Raw genomic sequence first — 21,627 nt, forward strand, 5'->3', positions numbered from 1 at the left:
TGCTCGCGGCTGTGCAGACGAGTTGTGTAATTCCCGCGAGTGGATCCCTAATACAATCCAGGAGGTGGAAATCCTTATGGTAGAGAACGAGAGATCAGACCAGGAGAGTGCTCCGCAGCAGCCGGATCTCACAACAGAGATGCGGATATTGGGGCAGAACTTGGGACGGGCCCTCCGCGCCGTTGCCGAAAGTGAGGAGGCGAAGAGATTTCAGGAGGATCTCACCGACGGGCTTAGAGAACTGAAAGTCCAAGTGGATGCCCTGTTAAAAGAGGTCACTGAAGGGGAGTTTCGCCGGAAAGTGGAGAAGCAAGTAGAATCCACTCGCCTCGATGAGTTCGTCTCAGACATTGCCAGCGGTCTCGCCTCGGCACTGCAAGAACTGAACAGCGCTATCAGCAGGGCGGTAGATGAGGCGGAGAGGAAACGCGCCGAAAAGAAGGCAAGACAAGAGTAGCGTCCTCGCTAGGACTACCTTTCGCCTATATAACTGACGACTTCCGCTAACGGACGTCGACCCGGGCCCCGTTCACGAGTTGTGGGGTGCCCGATGGGTATGATGGCCACGGGACGTAGATGGGACGGCAGTTGCAGTGCTTTTGCGGCTGCCGCCTCATCAAATGCACCAACCCAACAGGCTCCCAATCCTTCGGCAACAGCGGCAAGCAAGATGTGTTCTGTCGCGGCAGCAGTTTCCTGCAGGCAATAGAGTTCTGCCCCACGCCGACCATATCGAGCCGCGGATCGCGCTGGGTCTGCGCAGACGACGATTACCACAGGTGCTCTGGCCACGAAACTTTGGCCCAAGGCGGCATGGGCCAAGGCCTCCTTTATCCGCTTTTCCCGCACCACAATGAAATGCCAGGATTGACGGTTCCCCGCCGATGGGGCGCGGATGGCAGCGCTCAGTAGTTTGGTGATGGTCTCCGGGGGTACATCTGTGTCCGGCAGGTAATCACGCACGCTACGCCGCTCATTCAGGACTTCCCAAAAACTCTTCATTTGGACGTTCCTCTCTTGACTCTACGCCGATCCCACGCGGCGCGCACTGGGTGGCTTGAGTGCATTAAGAAACAACTTGACCGCCGCCAGGCCGGCGATGCCTAATGCTATGAGCCAGTTGAGCACAAAACACGTGTTCTTGGCATAATGCTTGCGGTGAAAGACCCACATCGAGCGGTAGAAGTGGTAGATCATCTCCGTGCTACGCTGCTTCATGGACTCACCCTTGTAATGGGTAACGACTACCGCTGGGTAGTAGAGTACCTTCCAACCCTGGTCCTTCTTGATGCGGTAACATAAGTCCAGGTCCTCGCCGAAGGCGTAGAAATCCTCATCCATGAGCCCCACCCCCGCTAAAGCCTCGCGGCGTATCATCATACAGGCGCCAACTACAGAGTCCACTTCTGCGGGCTCATCTGGGTCGAGGTATCCGAGGTTATAGCGGTTGAACCTCCGGCTCTTAGGAAAAAGGCGGCTCAAGCCCGTCAGTCGCCAGAAAGCCACTTCTGGGGTGGGAAAACTGCGCCGACAGGCCAGGTCTAGGCTGCCATCAGGGCGAACGAGTTTTGGACCTACTACTCCTGCTTCTGGGTGTGCATCCATATAGGTGATGAGGTCGTGGAGAGCCGTTGGAGGCACGATCGTGTCAGGGTTCAGGAGCATCTGATAGCGACCCGTCGCCTCCCGCAGGCCCAGATTATTTGCGTAGGCGTACCCACCATTGATATCACTGCGAATGGTCTTGACCAGGGGGAACTCGGTGATGACCATCTCGGCGCTGCCGTCGGTGGAGCAGTTGTCCACGACGATAACCTCATAGGTAAAATCGCCCCGGCTGGCGAAAATGGAGTTCAAACAATCGCGCAGGAGATCGCGGGTGTTATAGTTGACAATGATTATGGAGAGATCTTTGCTCATCAGACGAACTGGGATCCATTTCTGACAAATAGCATGGTGGACGATAGGTGTAAATTTATTTTAACCCGGAAAAAGGGGGAGTCAAAAGCGCATTAGGACTACATTTTGGGCAAGGAGTGGGATCTGGCGGGGGCTGCCCCCGCCGCCCTTTGGCGGCCATTATACGAACAAATGTTCGAAAAGTCAAATGGTTATGTTTAGTATTTTAAGGTTGTGCGGGTATATCGGGGCAGCAAACCAGCTGAGGCTGGGTTCACAGGAGTGAACGGGTGGCGGTTCGCCGATGTTGTCTGCGCCACCATAGCCCGACAGGATAGCCTACCATCTTTGCTATGTCCCCGCTCACCCGGATAATGGGCACCAGGGCCAAGGCGGCGATTTTCTCGGCGACGCTCCGTCCGCGTAACATCGGCCATAGGCGCTTGTAAGGGGTGTAGAACACACCCAATCCACCCAAAATGAGCGTCAGCAGCCATCGAGGGTTTCCTGCGCTTAAGATGAGGAGGGCGGGCAGGGCGATGAGATAGGTGATGTAACGGATAGCATGTTTCCAACGCCAGAGGTCAGCCTTGCCATCGCCACGGGCATAGCGGTAATACTGGCGAACAAACGCGCCCAGAGTACTTCGTGGGCGGAAGTAGGCTATCGCAGTGGGCACGAAGGTGAAGCGATATCCTGCATCCCGCAGCCTGAAGTCGAAGATGAGATCTTCACAGTAATCCAACCACTCCGGATATCCCCCTACACTCCCCCAAGCACTTCGCCGAAAGGCTACGGAGCGACTGGATGGTAGGAACTTCTCCGGGCGAACGTCCGCCAAGGCTGGGAGAACGGTCGCGCCCATGGCTATTTCAAATAGATTTTGGGGATCAGGTTGGAAAAAGCCGCTGGCTACGTCCGCACCGCCCTCAATAGCGGCGACGAGATCGTCCAGCCAGTTTGGGCTGAGGCGCACACCGGCATCGGTGCTGGCGATAATCTGGCCTGTTGCAGCGGCGATGGCGGCGTTGCGGCCCTGGGAAATGTTATAGCCCGGACGAATCAATACTCGCAATGGCAGGCGTCTCTCCGTCACATACTCGTTGAGGATCATGACCGTTTCATCTGTTGAGCCTCCATCCACGATTACCACCTCGTCCGGTGGGCGGGTCTGGGCGGCTAATGAATCGAGCAGTCGGCGGATGGCAGAACCCTCGTTGAGCACGGTAGCAATGACGGAGACGCTCATCTGGCAGACCTCCTAGTTGATATTATAGTCGCTCGCAATTACTACTGCCAACTAACCGTCCGCTTGTCTTGATAGGCATCAGGCGCTTACCTGTACTGCGCAAGCGTAACCATCGCCTCAAAAGTGCGTCATAGTTTATTGAAAATGGGTGATGGTCAGGAGTGAGGAATAGTTTGGTGAAAAGGCTGGGGCGTGGTATATTTATAGTGTAAACATTTCCTTGCACAAGGGGTGACCGATGCGTGTACTGGTAGTAGACGACGACCCGCCCAGCGTGAAAATGATCGGGTTCCTGTTACGTGAGGAAGGGTATCAAGTGCTGACGGCGGATAATGGATTGGCCGCATTGGAAATTGTCAGGCGTGAGTCGCCAGATCTGGTCATCCTGGATGTAATGATGCCCCACATGGATGGCCTCGAAGTTTGTCGTCGTATCCGCGAAAAGGCCGACGTGCCTATCATCTTCCTTTCTGCGAAGGGCGAAACAGTGGACCGAGTGACGGGTCTGGAAGTTGGGGCGGACGATTATTTAGCCAAGCCCTTCGAGCCGGCAGAACTTCTGGCACGCGTGAAAGCCGTCTTGCGGCGCAGTGAAGCCTTTGCTGTGGAGGAAGTGCAAAGCCGATTGTCTGTCGGCGATGTCAGTCTGGATCCTATGAGCAGCAAAGTAATGCTGGCCAACGGGCGCGAGGCCGAGCTGACCCCCATTGAGTTCCGCCTGTTACACGTGCTCATGCGCAATGCAGGGCGCATTCTTAGCCATGACGTGTTAATGAGCAGCGTCTGGGGATATGATTATGAAGGCTACAGTAACCAGATTGCAGTCTATATGCGCCGCCTGCGCATGAAAATCGAGGATGATCCCAATAATCCAAAGTATCTGGTGACTGTGCGGGGCCTGGGCTATAAGTTCGAGCGCCCTTGATAATCCCCTATACTCATCATTCTGCGTTCATCCTACCCAATATCTCGACCGAGCACGCTCATTTATGAACCTGCTTCGAATGTGCATTTGCGGGGAGTGAAGAAACCGGGGGCAAGAATTATGACCGAAAGCCGTTCGGAAAATCGAATGTGGTATATTCTATCGCGTTGGGGGCTTCTCCTACTGGTAGGCGGGCTCCTGTTCATTTCTTTGACATTGGTGACATTTGTGGCCGACGCCGCGCAAAAGGGGGTTGTTTCTCTGAGTCCGAGTACCAGCACCTGGTGGGATTTTACACCCACAGGGTGGGTCACTTCCGTGCCGTTGACGGCGGCGATTTCGGTAAACGACTCTCTGGGACTGGATCCCGGTACGGCGGAATACCGCATTTCCACAGACGGTGGAATGTCATGGACCACATGGGGTAACGCGAACCTCACTTATTACAGTCCCATTTCGGTGGCCATGCGCATCACAGTCACCAACCTGATGTTGCCTGACTCGGCGAGCGATAACATTATCGCGTTCCGTGTCAATGATTTGCTCGGGGGAACGGACTCCACGACTCGCACGATTATGGTGGATGCTCGTGGTCCCACAACCACTATCAGTGTCCCTGCCTATGCGGGCCCGGCCTGGGACCGACTGATTCGCGGTACTGCCAGCGACACGACGAACGCTGTGCAGCGCGTGGAAATCACCGTCCAACGGGCCTCGGACCATTCTTATCTCAACGCCGCGGGTGGTTGGAGTGTAATCCAAACGTGGCTCACGGCGACGGGTACCACCATGTGGCAGTACTCCTTGGCTGGTGTCCTACTGGAGACGGGGTCTCACACGGTAACTGCCCGGGCTTTTGACACCTTGGGCAACGAGCAATCGCCACACACAACGGCTGTTTTTGTGTACGACATCTTGCCTCCTGAAACTGTTGTTTCGACGTGCGTCATTTCCCCATACTATGGCCCCAACTCGTGGCCTGGCCAGGTGCATGGATACGCGCAGGATGCCTCAGGCGTTGTAGCGGTGAATCTCACTTTGCAGCGTCAAGACAACGGCACTTATTACAATGGCCTAGGCGGCTGGTCAGGCACAGTCGTCACGCTGTCTGCAGACCTGGTTAACCCCGGCGGCTCCTATACCGATTGGTCCTACCCTTTCGCGCCAACCGAGGATGTGACGCTCACTGTCAGGGCATCGGCTGTGGACTTGGCAGGCAATCGGCAGGAACCTCTTGCAAGTTGTGCCTTTGTGTACGATGCGACGTCTCCCAGTGCCCCAACAAATATCACTGTATATCCTGATACCTGGACGCGGATCAATAGTTTCGAAATATTCTGGCAGAACCCTGCTGATCCGTCAGGTATTGTAGGTGCGTATTATAAGATCGGTGCTCCCCCAGAGGCATCGAGCGATTATACTGGCTTCAGCTCAGGCGCTGATATTTCGGCGATCGCAGGCATCACTGTGACGGGCGAGGGCAAACATAATGTCTACCTGTGGCTTGAGGATGGCGCCGGCAACAGTGACTATCGCCTACCTCATCGCGCTGAAGTGATAGATGCCTTCAAGCTGGACACCACGCCCCCAGCGACCTCGATCATCACAGAGGGCACTTCAGTCCAGAACGGTTGGTGGCATCCCCCGGTCATACTCCGCCTGTTCCCCAATGATGAGAAAGTTGGTATCAATGCGACATCTGGGGTTAGCGCGACTTTCCACCAGATCGGTGCGGGTTCCTGGATTTCGGGCACGGAAGTCACGGTGACGACGCAGTGTACTACCACAGTCTCGTACTATTCGGTTGATCGAGCCGGCAACGAGGAGTTACCTCACAGCATCCACGTGAAGATAGACAGTGTGCCGCCCACGACGACAATAGGGGTCATCACGGGCACCATTGGCTGCCTGGATTGGTATACAGGACCGGTTCAAGCCCTATTGAGTGTGTTTGACGAGTGTTCAGGGGTAGATATCACGCGCTACAGGATCGAAACCGACGGACTCTGGCGACAAGGCACGCTCATGTCTATTGAGAACGATGGAGTCTTCACCCCCACCTTTTATTCCACTGATCTGGCGGGCAATGCTGAGAGCGTAGTGACAGCAACAACGCCGATTAAGATTGACACTCGTGCCCCATGGACGACGGTTGCGATCACAGGCCCAGGCAGTGTGCCGGGTTGGTTTACCGGCTCGGTAACGGCTACCCTGACAGTTACAGATGGCTTTCCACTGTGGGCTGTTTCGGGAGTGAAGCGGACCGAATACAACCGGAACAATACGGGCTGGGTTACGTGGACCGGCGGTCCTGTTCAGATCAGTGGGGAGGGGCGACACAGTTTCGCCTACCGCTCTGTGGACAACGCATGTAACATCTCGCCGACGGCGGTGATCACCGTGAACATTGACCAGACGCCTCCCAGCCGCTTCCCAGTGCTGCCACAGGTTCAGCCTTCGGATTGGACGCGTACGAATGCCTTTACCATCAGTTGGACACAAAATCCGGTAGACGCGCTCTCTGGTTTCGGCGGGGTGCGGTATGTTCTGGATGTGCCCCCGCAGTCGGCGTATGTAGGGACGCTGATTACAGGCACTAATCTGAGTGCTATCGGGCCGATCACTGTCCCGAGCGAGGGTGCTCATACACTGTATATATGGCCACAGGATGTGGCGGGCAATGCGCAGGCGGGTTACGATATATTATCCCTCAAGTACGATGCCACGCCCCCTACTACCACACCGGTTATCAGTGGCACTCGGTGCGTGGGGAGCCAGTGGTACAAACCGCCAGTAGTTGTTACCCTGACCGCAGTGGATGCCCTGCCCGGTTCGACGATGAACGGAGGCCTGATTGCTTGGAACGATATTCTCGAAGGCATGCCAACGGGATGGATCACAGAGACTTACCCCTCTGGCGGTAAGGTCATCACCCTGACGGCAAGTGGGCGACACTATCTGGACTATCGGGCAGTGGACAGAGCTGGAAATGTGGAAAGTGCGGGGCGAGCCACGATCTGGATAGATGGTGTGGCACCTAATGTACCTACTATCGTTGGGGTTAACCCGGTCACTTGGACTGCAAATAATAATTTCACCATTTCCTATCTGGCCAGCGATCCAGCGCCGGGCTCTGGTATCAAGCAGGCATATTACAAGGTGGGGACGGCGCCGGTATCACCAGGTGATTACGATGGCTACCAAGCAGCGGCGGGGTTTCCTTATATGATTGAGAACGTTCACATCCCATCTGAGGGCCGCTGGACGGTGTACGTGTGGCTGGAGGATGTGGCCTGCAACGCTGATTACACTCGATACGCCACGGCAACGCTTTATTACGACGCGACTGGGCCCACAATGACGGTCAGTTACACCGGTACGTCAGGGCTAAATGGCTGGCATGTTTCATTGCCCCTGACCATTACTATCTCCGGCGTTGACACAGCCTCTGGCTGGGACCCTGCCAGTCTGCGGTACCGGTACCAGGGATGTGACGGCGATTGGTCGGCCTGGATTACCGGTACCAGTTTCCCTATCACCTGTGAGGGGGTGATCTCCTTTGAATACAGTTCTAAAGATGTGGCTGGCAACTGGGTGACCGCAACGAATGCAGTAAAAATAGATACCACTGCCCCAACCCCCTGGGTTGAGGTGGGCCTGCGCCAGACCGCAAGTTCATTTCCGGTGACCTGGGGGGCCACCGATGTGGGAGGATCAGGATTGGCAATAACGGAGACCTACGACGTGCAGTGGCGGCGTGGGACAGACGGCTCTTGGCAGGACTGGCAGGTGGGAGTGACGGCCACCTCGGCACAGTTCAGCGGCGCGATTCCGGGCTGGACGTATTACTTCCGCGCTCGAGCCCGTGATCAGGCCGGGAACGCGCGGGATTGGGCAGATGTGTACACCGCATACACGTTTGTGGACGTCGGCATCATCCAGAACCCGGGTTTCGAAAGCGGCCTTACGGGGTGGACGACGGGCGGCGAACTAGGAGTGAGCATTGTCCAGACAGACTGGTGCGGACAGGGTCAGACGAAAGCCGTTCGTCTGGGCAACCCCGACTACCCCAACGATGAGGTGCCCGTAGCGCAAGCCGTGGTATCCCAGTGGATTAATGTGCCTCCTGCCAACCAGATTCCTAATCCTGGATTGCTGTTTGGGTACCATATTCGAACCTATGATTTCGTGTGGGGTTGTTGGTTGGATTTATACTACGACTCTTTCGAAGTCCATGTACAAACCCAAGATGGAAAAGACCACTGGCTTTTCTGGGATGGTAATTGGGAGCGTTGCCGCTTGCGCCTGTTCACAGACCTCGGTTGTCGGCAGGGCTTTGTAGATCTTACCCCATTTAGCGGCCAAAGAGTCCTCCTGCAATTCTCCGTGCGTAACAGTTCGGGCACGCCATATCCGCCTTCGGGGCCTGTCGTATTTGAAGGAACTGACTGGTATAACACATGGGCCGAGGTTGACGATTTGCAAATCGTGAATCTCGAGGCTAAAATTAGGTTGCCAGTGATACGTCGCGGCATTTGCGCTGGGCCTCCAAGTTGCGGCTTTGGCTGGAGTTCACTTGATCTCGCCGGCCCCAGCAGATAGCCTATTCGAGCGCCCATCCTGTAACGGCACCGTTGGCATTCACTGGCATCCTGTGTGGGAGGAGAGCCCATGTACGGCGATGCTCAACCCGGACCCGATGAGGAAGAGGTCAGAAACGAAGACGAAGTAACGGCCTCGAGCCCACCACTTGATGCGGAAACCCTGTATGTTCAGGGCATGGCCCATTACCGCAGCCGCGAGTGGGAACAGGCACGGGAGTGTTTCTTGCGGCTGAAAGAGATAGACCCCACACGGCGAGGCGTTGACGCTCTCCTCAATGAAGTGGACATTTTCATTCAACTGGAGAGGGTCCAACCTGATCGTCGCAAGCCTTCAGCAGAGCCTGCTGAGGTACCCGAAGCGTATGCTGTCCCCGAAGAAGAGGCGGTTCCTCGTGATTCCGGTATTCCAATGTGGCTGGTGGTCGCCCTGGTAGTAGTGGCGCTCGCTGTAGCAGTGATGACGCTGATCTATGTCGGTGTGATACCCATCGGCGGCAGTGATGTACCCAGTTATATTAACCAGGGACGTGCCTTTTTCATCGTCGAGAACTACGAGGAGGCTATCAAGAACTTCAACAAAGCCTTGGAACTCGATCCCAACAATGCCGATGCCAAATTATGGCTGCAAAAAGCGCAGCAGCGCCTCCAGGTGAAGGAACTCTATAACGAGGCCAAAGCGCTGGTTAATCAGAACCGCTGCGATTTGGCGATTGACAAACTGGAAGCCCTCATGAAGTTGGACCCATCGTACAGGGACGCTGGCAACCTCCTGACCCAGTGCCGCCGTTATCAGGAATTAGACGGACTCTATGAGGAGGCGATGGGCTACTATAACGCCGGCGAGTGGGGCAAAGCGGCGGGCGTATTTGAGGTCATACAGGACAAGGATGCCTCTTATCGCCAGACGGATATCAAGAGCAAGTTGTTTGATTGTTACTTGAACGATGGCAAACAGCGAATCGCCAATGCGAACGATTCGCTGGATATCATTCGCCAAGCAATACAGAGTTTTGACAACGCTCTGAATCTATTCCCTGATAGCACCGCCGTGCAGGAAGAGAAGCGTTTGGCGAGTCTTTACCGAGAGGGATATCTTGCTTACAGCCAGGCCAATTGGCCCCAGGCGACTGCCAGTCTATCCACAATTTACCATGTACGCCCGGACTATGCGGGAGGACGCATTGCCCAATTACTGTGCGAGTCCTACATGAAACTTGGGGGCGCTTACCAAGCGGCCGGGGAGTTGCAACAGGCCTTAGACCAGTATAGGGCTGTCCTGTCCATGCCCGAGTGTGAACAAGCCGAAGCGCGGGTGAAAGAACGTGAGGTTTTCTTGCTGCTCTTCCCACCTACAGCGACACCACGGCCTACTTCCACACCAACGCGCACGCCAACAGCCACGCCAACGTCCACCGTGACGCTGACGCCTACCCTTGAGCCCACTGCCACACCCAAGCCCCCAGGACCAGGTCCTAAACCATCGCCAACACCTCGGTGAGCAGTTCGATGAGATTTCAAACGGGGATCAGAAAACGCATTGGCGTTCGAGCGGCACAATTGGCCCTGGCTGTGGGTCTATTCTTGATCCCGCTTTTGGCGTTGCCATTCGCTATTAGCGAGGCACATAGGGGTCATTGGGAGCAGCTGGGCCTGTCAAAAAGTCTGGTGCGGCAGATAGTGGTGGCCAGTGGAGTTATGCCCACCATTTACGCTGTGGCCGAGGGGCAGGGGGTCTTCCGCAGCACTGACAACGGGATGACCTGGACACCGGTCAACAGCGGGCTACCCGCCGACTACATGGGCCGGCTCGGGGTGCAGTGTATCGCTGTTGACCCCCACAACCCTCAGGTTCTATTTGTCGGGCTCGATACCGTGGGGCGCAACATTTCGAGCCTCTCTGCCAGTCTCTATCGGAGTACCGATGGGGGGATGTCGTGGCAGGGCCTGGGCCGTGACTTGGGCGGCGAGGAGGTGCGAGCCATCGGGATTGCTCCGCCGATGGCTACTATTACTACTACGTGGGTATATGCGGCCGTGGGAGCAGGCCTTTATGTCAGCGCGGATAGCGGTAACTCGTGGACGCGGTTGGACTGGCGAGGTGGTGAAGTGAGGATTCCCATCACCACTATTTTGGTGGCCCCGGGCAATGTGCAAGTGGTCTACGTAGGAACCGCTGGCGGTGGTGTGTATAAGTCCGTGGATGGGGGCCTGACTTGGACGGCAGCAAATAAAGGCATTGAGACCGCTCACGTCTTGGCGTTGGCAATGTCGCCGGGTACAGGTGACATTTTGTACGCCGGGACGACGCTGGGTCTGTTTAGCAGCACCGATGAAGGTGCCTCGTGGCAACGGCAGGGAGAGCGTCTGGGCGAACAGGCGGTTTACGCTGTCGCGGTCCATCCCCTGGATGAGAAAATCGTGTACATTGGACTAGATGGTAGTGGTGTGCTGTGTTCCACTGATGGTGGGCACACATGGGCGCCAGCAAAACGTGGTTTGGGACATGCTCGTGTTTTCGCCTTGACAATAGATCCGTTGCTACCCTCTGCGATTTACGCAGGGACGCGGGATGGCGTGTGGTGCTACGTAGGCACAGAATGAACCAGTTTGTCCAAGGTAAACGTTGTTGTGAGTAGTACGAGCCCGCCGTGTGCGGGCTTCTTGCGCTCTCCGGCGAGATCGGCGATCGGGATGTTTCTACTTGCCCTTTCATCACTTCGCTCTGGCGGTTAACGTTGAAACGGTGCGCTGATGTATCTCAGGGATGACCCTGCTCGAGAATATGAGGAGTTCATCTACCGCAACGAGCGGCTGTTCGGCACGTTGTTGCGTTGGGTGCTGCTCGCTGTGGGTTTAATAGGGACTCGGTTTCTCCAGACTTTCCGCTACCACAGTTTTCTGGCGTTAGGATGCCTTGTGTATCTCATCGCCACGGTCATTCTCACCTATGTATTTGTGGTGGAGAAGGAACTAGTCCAGCGGGCCAGTCGCAATTTCTACTTGGGGATTTATGTGCTGGACATTGCTTTTGTCAGTTTAGTTATTTATTTCAGTGGCGGAGTTTCCAGCGAGGCGTTTTTGATGTATGGCTTGCTGGCCATTAAGGGGGCGCTCTACTATCCCGCCTGGCATAGCGCTGTGCTCATCTCCCTGTTCCTTGCCCCGCTGTATGTGCTGGTACTTTACCTTGCTGCAGGTAGCGTGTATTTCCTTACCGATACAGATTTCTGGCTGCGTTATGCCCTGCTCTTTGCAGGTGTCCTGGGGGGCATTTATCTGGGTTGGGTTCTGGAGGAGCGCCAATCGTATATCAACACTCTGGATCGAGAGTTGGATCTGAAAAGCATCGACCTGGATCGCAAGGCGCGAGTGTTGCAGAAGACGGCCAGCGATCTGGGAGATCGGGTGTTAGAACTACGGACCCTCCAAGAGGGCATCAAGGCGATCAACTCTGCATTGGCTTTGGAGAGCGTACTGCGTTTGATTGTGGCGAATGCCTCCCAGGTGCTTGGCGGAGCACGTTGCACCATCGCCTTATTTGATGAAGAGGCAGGGGGAGTCGTCACCAGAGCTGCCTCTGGCGTAGCGCTTGAGGATTTGCAGGCCACGCGGTTCAAACTGGATCAGGGTATCGAAGGCTGGGTCATTCAATCTGGCCGGCCAGCGCTTGTCAGCGATGTGGAGACCGATTCCCGCTTCGTAAACCTGAGCGGGGTACCCGTAGCTTCATTAATCTGTGTGCCCCTATTCTCGGATGGACGGGCTATCGGGGCACTCACTGCTATGAGCCCTGAACGCGATGCCTTTAATACTGAGTCTCTCAATTTGCTGGATGCCTTTGCGGATCAGGCTGCGGTGGCGGTGAAGAACGCTCGCCTTTACGAGAGGCTGACGCAAGAGCAGAGGCAGACGGCAGCGCTTTACCAGCGAGTATATGAAAAGAGCAACGAACTGGAGGCTATCCTGCGAGGCATCGGCGATGGAGTGATTGTTACAGACCCCAAGTTGCGGCTTTTACTGGTGAACCCAGTCGCAACCCGCATCTTTGGCATTGGCAGCGATGTAGATACTAGTGTACCTATCTCTCAATTGGTGTTAGACCACGCTGCTCTTTCCCAGTTGTTTGAGGACGCACTGGCTAACCCGGACAAGGCAGTGGCCCGTGAGATCACTCTATCCAAAGGGGACAAGGAAATGATTTTCGCCGCCCTGGCCTCTACAGTGCGAGGTGCTGACGGGAACGTGCGCGGAGTAGTGACGGTCCTGCGGGATGTGACCAGTCAGAAAGAACTCGACCGCATGAAATCGGATTTCTTGTCAGTTGTCTCCCATGAATTGAAGACACCCTTGCATTCGATCAAGGGTTTTGTGGACATCATTTTGATGGGAAAGACCGGCGAGATCAATGAAGTGCAACGCGATTTTCTCCAGACCGTTATGGATCAGGCGACACAACTGCAGAATCTCATCAATGACTTATTGGAGTTCTCACGTCTGGAGTCTGGGCAAGTCAAACTGCGCCCAGAGCCGATGTCGCTGTATGAGGTTGCTGACCGTGTGGTGGGCAGACTCAAGCCCCTGGCCGATCAGGGCGGCGTGAATCTAAAGAGCGATATTGCCGCGGATTTCACAGTGATTGAGGCTGATGCCGCGCGCGTCGAGCAGGTGATCACAAATCTGGTGGACAACGCCATCAAATTCACGCCATCTGGAGGCCGTGTCGTGATTTCTGCCGAAGATCGAGGTAATCATGTGCAGGTCTCGGTCTCAGATACGGGCATCGGAATCCCCCCTGAAGAACAGGAACGGATTTTTGATCGCTTCTATCAGGTAGAGAAAGGACCGACGCGTTCCTACCGAGGCACCGGTTTGGGGCTCACTATTTGTAAGCATATCGTGGAACACCATCATGGGCGGATTTGGGTGGAGTCACGCGAAGGAGAAGGCAGCGTCTTCCATTTCACCTTGCCCAAGCGTATGCCGGATCAGGAGGAATTGCTTTTAGACTTCTCCACATTGCCGGAACGAGAAACGCCTTAGGAACTGCTCATAAGCCCCTGAAACACCTATTTGAATGACTGGATTTTGGTTTAAGGTAGTTTCGGGGCTTATTTCATTGTTGAGCACCCAAAAGCGCATAGCATCCTGAAAAATTTGATATGAAAGTTGCTTTAAAAAGTGTGAATATGAGTTTATTGTAACCTCCCCGGCGAGCCCAGTTCATCTTCTTTTCACCTTGCAAACGTAGAATGATGCCAGGTCAAGGGAGACTGCCCAGAATATATAGGGCTCGGAGGCATCATCATGAGGGGGTTACCATGGCTCTTTACGTGCGAGAGCTGAGCGAGTCCGAGGAATTGCAGTTGCGCCAATGGCTCTCGAGCGGGGACCGGGAACTGGAGCACCGGGCGCGAATTATCTTGCTCTCCAGCGAGGGCTACCGGGTGCCGGAGATTGGCCCGATGACCCGTTCGCATCCCGCCAACCTCCGCAAATGGATTCGCCGCTTCAATGACCGGGGATGTGCGGGCCTACTAACTAAGAGATCTGGTGGTCCTCGCCCGCGTTTTTCCTCTACACAGCGTGAACAGATTGTCTCTTTAGCACAACAGAATCCACGTGAGTTGGGCCTGAATTTCAGCCGCTGGACATTACACCGGCTGGCTGCGGAAGCCAAGAAACGCGGCATCGTGGATAATATCAGCCATGAATCCGTGCGGCAGATCTTGTTAAGGGCTGGTCTCTACAGCCATGCGCGGAAGCACAGGGAAGCGGCTTAAGTCGTTCCAACTCTCACACCAAAAGGCATGGGGTAAGCGTGCGTGTTTGCCTGATCTCGCCCAAATGGCATGCAATGGCCAATAGTTACCCACCGCTAGGTTTGGGCTACTTGGCAGCCGTCCTGGAAAAGGCTGGTCACCAGGTGGCTATATTTGATTTCGGCCTGAACCCACGTTCGTCCGTGGATGAGGACCTGGCACAAATAGCCTCTTTTCACCCTCATCTGGTGGGTTTTACCTCTATGACAAATGTATATCACAGTGCCGCAGATCTGGCGAGGTGGGTGAAGAGGGCCTTGGGTTGTCCCATTGTCTTTGGTGGCCCCCACGCCACGGTCTACCCTCTGCGCGTATTAGCCGAGCCGTTTGTGGATTATGTGGTCTACGGTGAAGGGGAGGAGACGCTCTTAGAACTGGTGAGCGCGCTGGAGGGAAAAGGCCCGGACATCGAAGACATCCGCGGTCTTTGCTACAAAGCCAACAGCGAACTGCGTCAGAATCCTGCGCGCCCACTCCTGACCGATCTCGATGCCTTGCCTTTCCCGGCGCGGCATTTGTTCGAAATAGAGCGATATGGGCTATACACCCCAGATGGGGAGCGTATGATCACCGTTCTTTCCAGTCGTGGCTGTCCTTTCAATTGTTCCTACTGTTTCAAGGGTATTGTGGGTCGGACATATCGCCAGCGTAGCCCACAGAACATCATTGCCGAGTTGCGCCACGTGATGGCTGAGTATAACGTTCACAACTTCTACTTCATAGATGACCTGTTCACTATTGATAGCCGTCGCCTGGAAGCCTTTACGCAGAGGGTGATTGAGGAGGGGCTCGAGATACGCTGGCAGTGTCTGGGACGTGTGGACCGGGTGAAACCGGAGTTGTTGCGGAAAATGTACCAGGCTGGCTGTCGCCAGATCCATTACGGCATCGAATCTGGCAATCAGCGCATCTTGGATGAGGTGGGTAAAGGCATCACATTAGAGCAAGTTCGCCAAGCAGTCACATGGACTGAGCAGGCTGGCATCGCTGCAAAGGGGTACTTTATGTTGGGTTTGCCAGGCGACACGGTGGAAACCATTGAGCAGACCATCGCTTTCGCTGCCAGTCTCGACCTAAAGGAAGCGATGTTCAGCATTACTACACCATTCCCTGGCACACGGCTGTGGGATGAACTGGTGCGGAAGCGTCCTGAGACGGAGTTCAATCAGGATTTCAGCCGCGCTTATTATTACACAAATTACGAAGATGAGGTCGCGCCCTTCCTGAATGTGTCTGAGGTGCCCGATACTACATTGGGCCACATGGTGAAAGTGGCTCACTCCCATTTTCAAGAGGCCAAGCGCCGGCGGGTATATCGACGCGCTTTCGGTCGTTTTTGGGGCGATGTGCTCTGGTACTTGAGCCGGTTGCCGGGCGTGCGGGCGCTTGGACGGCGAATGTTGGGGTTGCCCTTTTTCGATGCGTTTCGCCAGATGCGGCGCGGGAGGGCTAAGACATGGGCTTGATGGAGAAGATAAACCGCCGCGCGCAGCGCTATCGCTATAAGGGGAAAATGTTGGCCAGTTGGGTTTCTTACCGGACCGGTCAACTCCATCCCTGGACCTACCCTGATCGCATGTATCTGGAGTCCACCAATGCTTGTAACCTCTCGTGCATTATGTGTCCGACGGGTCTCAGGCTTATGGAACGGCCTAAGGGGATGATGGACTACGACCTGTTCACACGCATTGTGGATGAGATGGCCCCCCACGTTTCGACGACCACACTCCATATCTGGGGTGAGCCGCTCCTACACCCCCGTATCTACGATATGATGCGATACTGCCGCGAACGGGGGTTACACGCCGAGATCTCAACCAATGCAACTCGTCTGGATGAGGAGGCAAGTCGTAAGATACTGGATGCGGGTCTGGGGGCGATTTATCTTTGCCTGGATGGAGTGAAACCCGAAACCTATGAGCGAATTCGCCGCGCCGCTGACTTCGAGCGCACTCGAACGAATATCGAGCGATTTGTCCGGATGCGCCATGAGTATGGCGATGGACCCCGCGTCAACGTCCAAATCATTGAGTTCAAACCCACGATGGAGGAAGTGGCCGAATTCGTGCGTACCTGGTCCATTCCGGGCGTGGACCGGGTGCACGTCAAAGCATTTGATTCCTGGGGTAACCAGGTATCCAAGATCAGCGAGTTACGGGCCGGCGGGCTGGAGGACCTTCCCCCTCGCTATCACTGCCCGAACCTTTGGTATCACGTGCACATTTATTGGGATGGCACGCTGGTTTGCTGTGACCGCGATTTTGATGCCAAATATCCGCTTGGTAATGTGAAGGATGGCGTCATGCGGGCGTGGAGAGATGGGGAACGGATGGTTGGCCTGCGACACAAACACTTGACTGGTGACCTGGATGATGTGCCCTCTTGCCGCGGGTGTGTCGAGTGGGCCTGGTGGCGGCCAAAACCCTTTGCTGCCCATGGTAATGCGCCCCAACGGTAGCAGTGGCGTATGAATGGCTCGACACAGTACGGGGATCACCCATCGCGAATGGGTTGGGATGAGTGGGTAGTTTTCGTTCTGATCGTTCTGGTCAGCACAATCTTGCGCTTCTACCGGCTTGGGGTGGAGAGCATCTGGCTGGATGAGGCCACTAGTATTCTCATTGCCCAACACAGCATCCCAGGAGTGATGGCGTGGGCGGCGGGTGACATCCACCCGCCCCTGTACTATCTGATCCTGCACTTTTGGTTGGTTGCAGGGACAAGCGAGTATGCAGTACGCGCCTTGTCTGCTGTGGCTGGAATTGTTACAGTGGCCGTTACTTACAGGCTGAGTAGTGCGCTATTCGGTTGGAAGACAGGGGCCATTGCTGCGTTGCTGCTAGCCATCGCGCCAATGCATGTTTGGTACTCCCAAGAAGTGCGGATGTATGCGTTGGTCACAATGTTCACTGTGATGGCGACTTATGGCCTGGCACGTGGTTTGCAAACAGACAAACGGCGCTTCTGGTTGTTCTATTTAATCTGTACAACTTTGGCTCTCTACACCCACTATTACGCTTTGTTCGTTCTTGTCTTTCAGAACCTTTACATGCTGAAACTGTGGCTGCAGGGGAAGCGCGGCCAATTAGTTCGACATTGGATAGGGGCGCAAATTGGGGCCTTGGCGCTATTTGCACCGTGGGTGCCCGTGATGTTTGGGCAGGTTGTGTCTGGTGGCGGTGGCTGGGTGGAGCGGGCGGTAGGGCAACCCTCTGTTCGACAGTTGCTGAGCACATTTGTGGTATATACGGTTGGTGTAACAGGGGCGGATTTCCCAAAATGGTTGCTCTATGCTTCGTGTGTTCTCTTTGGTCTGGTGTTGCTTTTTGGTGTTTACTCTGCCGTTGCTCGCTCCAGAGCGGAGAATGCTAAAGAGGCCGAGGCGCTGTTGTTCATTGCACTGTATCTCTTGGTGCCACTGGGCCTGGCATGGGCGATTTCACAAATCAAGCCTCTGTATGCCTTGCGCTACTTGCTACCATTTCTGCCGCCCTATACCATTGCTGTGGCTTACGGTGCATCTCGGGTGCGCCACGCAGTTCTTCGTCTGGGGTTGATAGGCTTATTGCTTGCTGCGCCCGCGGTGAGTGATTACTCGCTGTATTCGTACCAGCAAAACCCAGATTGGCGAAGTGTGGCCGCCCATATTACCAAAGCCGCAGCACCAGGTGATGTCGTTGTCTTTGACCCGCGTTGGAATGCCAAACCGTTCGACTACTACGCCAAACAGGCAGTGCCGGTGAGCCTGGATTTGCCGATCCCATTGCGCGAGAGCGACGTGGCACCCGCACTGGCTGGAGTTACAACCAAGTACCAGCGGCTGTGGTTGGTATGGGATCCAGTACATTATAGCGATCCCCAGGGCTGGGTGCGTGAGTACTTGGACGCTCGTTATTCGCGTCTGGACGAGCGTGAATACCGTGGTGTTGGGGAGGTTATCCTGTATGATCTGCGAGGGACGTCCTCCTCGTAGTTAGAACGCCGGTCATTCGAATAACGGGTCAAGGTAAAGGCCAGCCTGGTTGGCCCGTCTGCTGTGGGTTACGTGATGACTGTCTGTGAACGAGGTGATGGTAATCGCAGAAAGACTATCGTGGCGCTGCTTGGCATCCTATTGCTTGCGGCGGTGCTACGTTTGGGTGGACTCGCCTCAGAGAGTCTTTGGTACGACGAGGCCTATAGCGTCTGGGTAGCCCGACACGATCTGGCTTGGCAGATTGCTATGAGCATCGAGCGCATCTATCCGCCGACCTATTACTTGCTTTTGCATATCTGGATGTTCCTTGGCGATAGCGAGTTCGTGGTCCGCGCTCTCTCGGCGGTCTTAGGGATAGTTTCAGTTGCCCTGATCTACATATTGGGACAGGCGCTGTTTGATAGCGAGACTGGTCTTGTTGGTGCGTTCTTGCTTGCTATTGCGCCCCTGCATATATGGTATTCTCAAGAGGCGCGTATGTACATTCTGGTGGCATTGTTGCTCTCGGTCGGGAATTGGGCGCTCTGGCGGGCAGTGCACGCAAGTGAGCGGCGCTATTGGGCTCTTTACGCTGTTACAATAGGGCTGGCTTTCAGCGCACATTACCACGCTGTTTTCATTCTCACGGCGCATAATCTGTACATGATAGCGCGCTCTCTGATCCGTGGTAAATGGTGCGAGTGGCGGCCCTGGCTGGTGACCCAAGGGGCAGCGTTGGCGCTGGCTGCGGTGGGTTTAGCGGGCATATTCAGCGAAGAGGCCACCTTGTGGTGGGGTGAGTTAACCAAGCGGTATAGTGTGTCCTGGGTGGACCTTATCCGTACCGCTGCTGAATTCACCTATGGACTTACTTTCACTGGTGGAAGAATTGCCTATTGGGGCGGTCTGGCGCTCACTGGGGCATGTTGCATGGTGGCGTTGGTCAGTGCACGGCATCGAGGTGCGATTTCGGGTGCTGATTGGCCAGTAGATGAGGGAACGGTTTACTGCTTGTTCCTCGCGGTCGTGCCCGTGTTGGCGGTGTGGGTGGTATCTCTGTGGAAATCGTTCTATGTATTGCGGTATCTGTTCCCGTTCATGCCCCCATATCTACTCTTGGTGGCGCGAGGAGCGCGCTTGCTGCGGTCCCCGTTTCTTCAGGCGTTCGCCTTAATCGCGATGGTGGTGCTGCTGGCCACGCCGCTAATCAACATCTATATCCTCCCACAGAAAGAGGACTGGCGGGCAGCAGTAGCATATGTAAGCGAGCGCGAGGAACCTGGTGACTGGATTTATTTTGTGGATTATTCGCTTTGGATACCATTTGACTACTACTATCAGGGCAGAGCCCATGAATCTGGCCTCAGTCGCTGGGTCACAGATTACGAACGCATTGGACAACAGGCCGATGAGATGGCCGCAGACGCATCGCGGGTGTGGCTGGTGCAAAGTCATCTGGACAAATACGCAGTGGAAGAATATCTGTTGCGTGATCCGCGTTTCCTCCCGGTAGAGAGGGTGGAATTTTTGGGCATTCGGGTGGTGCTTTTCGAAGTGCTATGATGCTGCGAAGGAATTGGGCTCAACACATAGGTCTTTTTTTGGCCGTCATCGGGGTAATACTGGCCTTGTTGTTGGTGAACGGGCACCTGATGCTCGCCGGTGACAACGCGACATACATAGTACTGGGTCAGTCGCTTGCCTTGGGCAAGGGCTATCGCTTGATCAGCGACCCTCGAGAGCCACTGATGGCTCTCTACCCGTTTGGCTACCCGCTGTTATTGGCAGCAGTGCTGCGGCTGACTGGAAACACGCAAGATCTGTTGGCCGCTATTGTGCCCATGAAATTACTTTCAATTGCCTTTTTCGGCGGGTCTCTAGTGCTACTCTATGATCTACTGCAGAAGGAAGGACACTGGCTCGCAACGTTAGTAACGCTTCTCACTGCCGCTAACCCATACATGCTCGGGTTCGCCACCGAAGTGCAGACGGAGATAACGTTCTTCTTCCTTTCGCTGCTGGCATTGTGGCTCTATGAGAAACAGTATGCCTCAGGCCCAAGTTATCGTTGGCTGGCTATGGTTGCCGTGGTGTTGGGGGCATCGTGCTACATCCGCTCTTTGGGCCTCACGTTAGCGGTGGCACTAGGGCTGGCTTTGCTGTTGCGCAGATCATTCCGAGAAGCGATGACTCTTCTCGCCATATCCACAGGGCTGGTTCTGCCTTGGGTGCTCTATGGGATGAGCCTGCCCTCCACGGGCACGCACGTGGCCTTAGGTCGGAGTTATCTGAGTATATATCTGGCGGGCGACCCATATGGCACCTTTGGCTTGACACCGGGCTTTGTCGTCGAGCGTTTAACGCAGAATCTCTACCTATACGGCGTGGAAATATTGCCCTATATGATTTTCCCTCATCTGCAGAGCATGCTGCGCTGGGAGGCAATGCGCTCGGTGTTACCGTTTTTGGCTGCGGGCATCAGCCTCCTGCCGGTTGTGGGTTTGATCAGGAGGTGGCGCAGTGGAGCGCGAGCAATGGAGTGCTATTTTGCCTTGTTTGTACTCTCAACCATTGCGTATCTGTGGGCGCAAGGTCGGCTGCTCGTGCCAGCACTGCCATTGATCCTGTACTACACGTTGCAGGGTCTAGAGGGTGTACTGAGTTTGGGGCAAGCGCTCCTGCGGGGACGGGTGCGAGAGGGTGCTATTTTGCTGACCGCAGTATTACTGCTCTCAGCACTAGTCGTAGACGGGCGGCGGATTGCCCGTAACATTGGGGAGAATATACACCTCTCGACCCTCGAATACTATGACCGTGACGCGCCGCAGTGGTCGAACTACCTGCGTGCGATCTATTGGATTGATGGCGTAGCGCCGCGGGATGTCCACGTTATGTGCCGCAAGGCCGATATCGTGTATTTGCTGACGGGACGGCAGGCGCTGGAATACCCTTATGTACCGCAACCGGAGCCGATGCTGGAATTAGCGGCAGAGACGAATGTGGGCTACATTATCCGCGATGCATTCACGTGGACAACGACCACGGTACAGTATCTTAGCCAGGCGTTGCGGGATGCTCAGAAAATGACGCCCAGTCCGGTAACGCTGGTGTACCGGACCGAGCCGCCAGTAACAGAGGTTTGGAAGGTGAAGGAGAACTGACAATTGAGAGGAGCA

Annotated in this window: 15 protein-coding genes; 12 read left to right on the forward strand and 3 right to left on the reverse strand. The window is 55.3% G+C overall.

What is annotated here, in order from left to right; translation table 11 throughout:
* Nucleotides 1–76 precede the first annotated feature (76 nt).
* Nucleotides 77–457 (forward strand): hypothetical protein, encoded by a 381-nt coding sequence (locus H5T64_00350; GenBank protein ID MBC7262789.1) that lies wholly within the window; start codon nt 77–79, stop codon nt 455–457.
* Nucleotides 458–471: 14 nt separating this feature from the next.
* On the opposite strand, the gene H5T64_00355 is transcribed toward H5T64_00350, so the two are convergent.
* The 3 genes from H5T64_00355 to H5T64_00365 all read right to left on the reverse strand — a co-directional run bounded on the left by H5T64_00355 (nt 472) and on the right by H5T64_00365 (nt 3,148).
* Nucleotides 472–1,002: a nitroreductase family protein gene (locus H5T64_00355; GenBank protein ID MBC7262790.1), complete on the reverse strand. Its 531-nt coding sequence runs from the start codon at nt 1,000–1,002 to the stop codon at nt 472–474.
* Between the two features lie 21 nt (nt 1,003–1,023).
* Nucleotides 1,024–1,920 (reverse strand): glycosyltransferase family 2 protein, encoded by an 897-nt coding sequence (locus H5T64_00360; GenBank protein MBC7262791.1) that lies wholly within the window; start codon nt 1,918–1,920, stop codon nt 1,024–1,026.
* Between the two features lie 253 nt (nt 1,921–2,173).
* Nucleotides 2,174–3,148, reverse strand: coding sequence for a glycosyltransferase (locus H5T64_00365; GenBank protein MBC7262792.1), 975 nt, complete (start codon nt 3,146–3,148; stop codon nt 2,174–2,176).
* A 238-nt stretch (nt 3,149–3,386) separates the two neighbouring features.
* On the opposite strand from H5T64_00365, the gene H5T64_00370 reads away from it, so the two are divergent.
* From H5T64_00370 to H5T64_00420, 11 genes are all read left to right on the forward strand, one after another.
* Nucleotides 3,387–4,073 carry a response regulator transcription factor gene (locus tag H5T64_00370; GenBank protein ID MBC7262793.1) on the forward strand — a complete coding sequence of 229 codons (687 nt, stop codon included), beginning with the start codon at nt 3,387–3,389 and terminating at the stop codon, nt 4,071–4,073.
* Nucleotides 4,074–4,193: 120 nt separating this feature from the next.
* Nucleotides 4,194–8,675, forward strand: a complete 4,482-nt coding sequence (locus tag H5T64_00375) for a fibronectin type III domain-containing protein (protein MBC7262794.1) — start codon at nt 4,194–4,196, stop codon at nt 8,673–8,675.
* Nucleotides 8,676–8,744: 69 nt separating this feature from the next.
* Nucleotides 8,745–10,175 (forward strand): tetratricopeptide repeat protein, encoded by a 1,431-nt coding sequence (locus H5T64_00380; GenBank protein MBC7262795.1) that lies wholly within the window; start codon nt 8,745–8,747, stop codon nt 10,173–10,175.
* 8 nt (nt 10,176–10,183) lie between these two features.
* On the forward strand, nt 10,184–11,278 hold the full coding sequence (locus H5T64_00385; GenBank protein MBC7262796.1) for a hypothetical protein: 1,095 nt from the start codon (nt 10,184–10,186) through the stop codon (nt 11,276–11,278).
* Nucleotides 11,279–11,428: 150 nt separating this feature from the next.
* On the forward strand, nt 11,429–13,717 hold the full coding sequence (locus H5T64_00390) for a GAF domain-containing protein (protein MBC7262797.1): 2,289 nt from the start codon (nt 11,429–11,431) through the stop codon (nt 13,715–13,717).
* Between the two features lie 278 nt (nt 13,718–13,995).
* A complete protein-coding gene (locus H5T64_00395) occupies nt 13,996–14,457 on the forward strand; it encodes a helix-turn-helix domain containing protein (GenBank protein MBC7262798.1) in 462 nt (153 codons plus the stop codon).
* 74 nt (nt 14,458–14,531) lie between these two features.
* Entirely contained in the window at nt 14,532–15,962 is a 1,431-nt protein-coding gene (locus H5T64_00400) for a cobalamin B12-binding domain-containing protein (protein MBC7262799.1), read from the forward strand.
* Nucleotides 15,953–16,954 (forward strand): radical SAM protein, encoded by a 1,002-nt coding sequence (locus tag H5T64_00405; protein MBC7262800.1) that lies wholly within the window; start codon nt 15,953–15,955, stop codon nt 16,952–16,954. The genes H5T64_00400 and H5T64_00405 overlap by 10 nt, the downstream gene beginning before the upstream one ends.
* Nucleotides 16,955–16,963: 9 nt before the next feature.
* Nucleotides 16,964–18,469 (forward strand): glycosyltransferase family 39 protein, encoded by a 1,506-nt coding sequence (locus tag H5T64_00410; protein ID MBC7262801.1) that lies wholly within the window; start codon nt 16,964–16,966, stop codon nt 18,467–18,469.
* A 75-nt stretch (nt 18,470–18,544) separates the two neighbouring features.
* Nucleotides 18,545–20,014, forward strand: a complete 1,470-nt coding sequence (locus tag H5T64_00415; protein ID MBC7262802.1) for a glycosyltransferase family 39 protein — start codon at nt 18,545–18,547, stop codon at nt 20,012–20,014.
* Nucleotides 20,011–21,612 carry a glycosyltransferase family 39 protein gene (locus H5T64_00420; protein ID MBC7262803.1) on the forward strand — a complete coding sequence of 534 codons (1,602 nt, stop codon included), beginning with the start codon at nt 20,011–20,013 and terminating at the stop codon, nt 21,610–21,612. Before H5T64_00415 ends, H5T64_00420 begins: the two co-directional genes overlap by 4 nt.
* Nucleotides 21,613–21,627 lie beyond the last annotated feature (15 nt).

The sequence above is a fragment of the Chloroflexota bacterium genome, from assembly GCA_014360825.1.
GTDB lineage: Bacteria > Chloroflexota > Anaerolineae > UBA2200 > JACIWT01 > JACIWT01.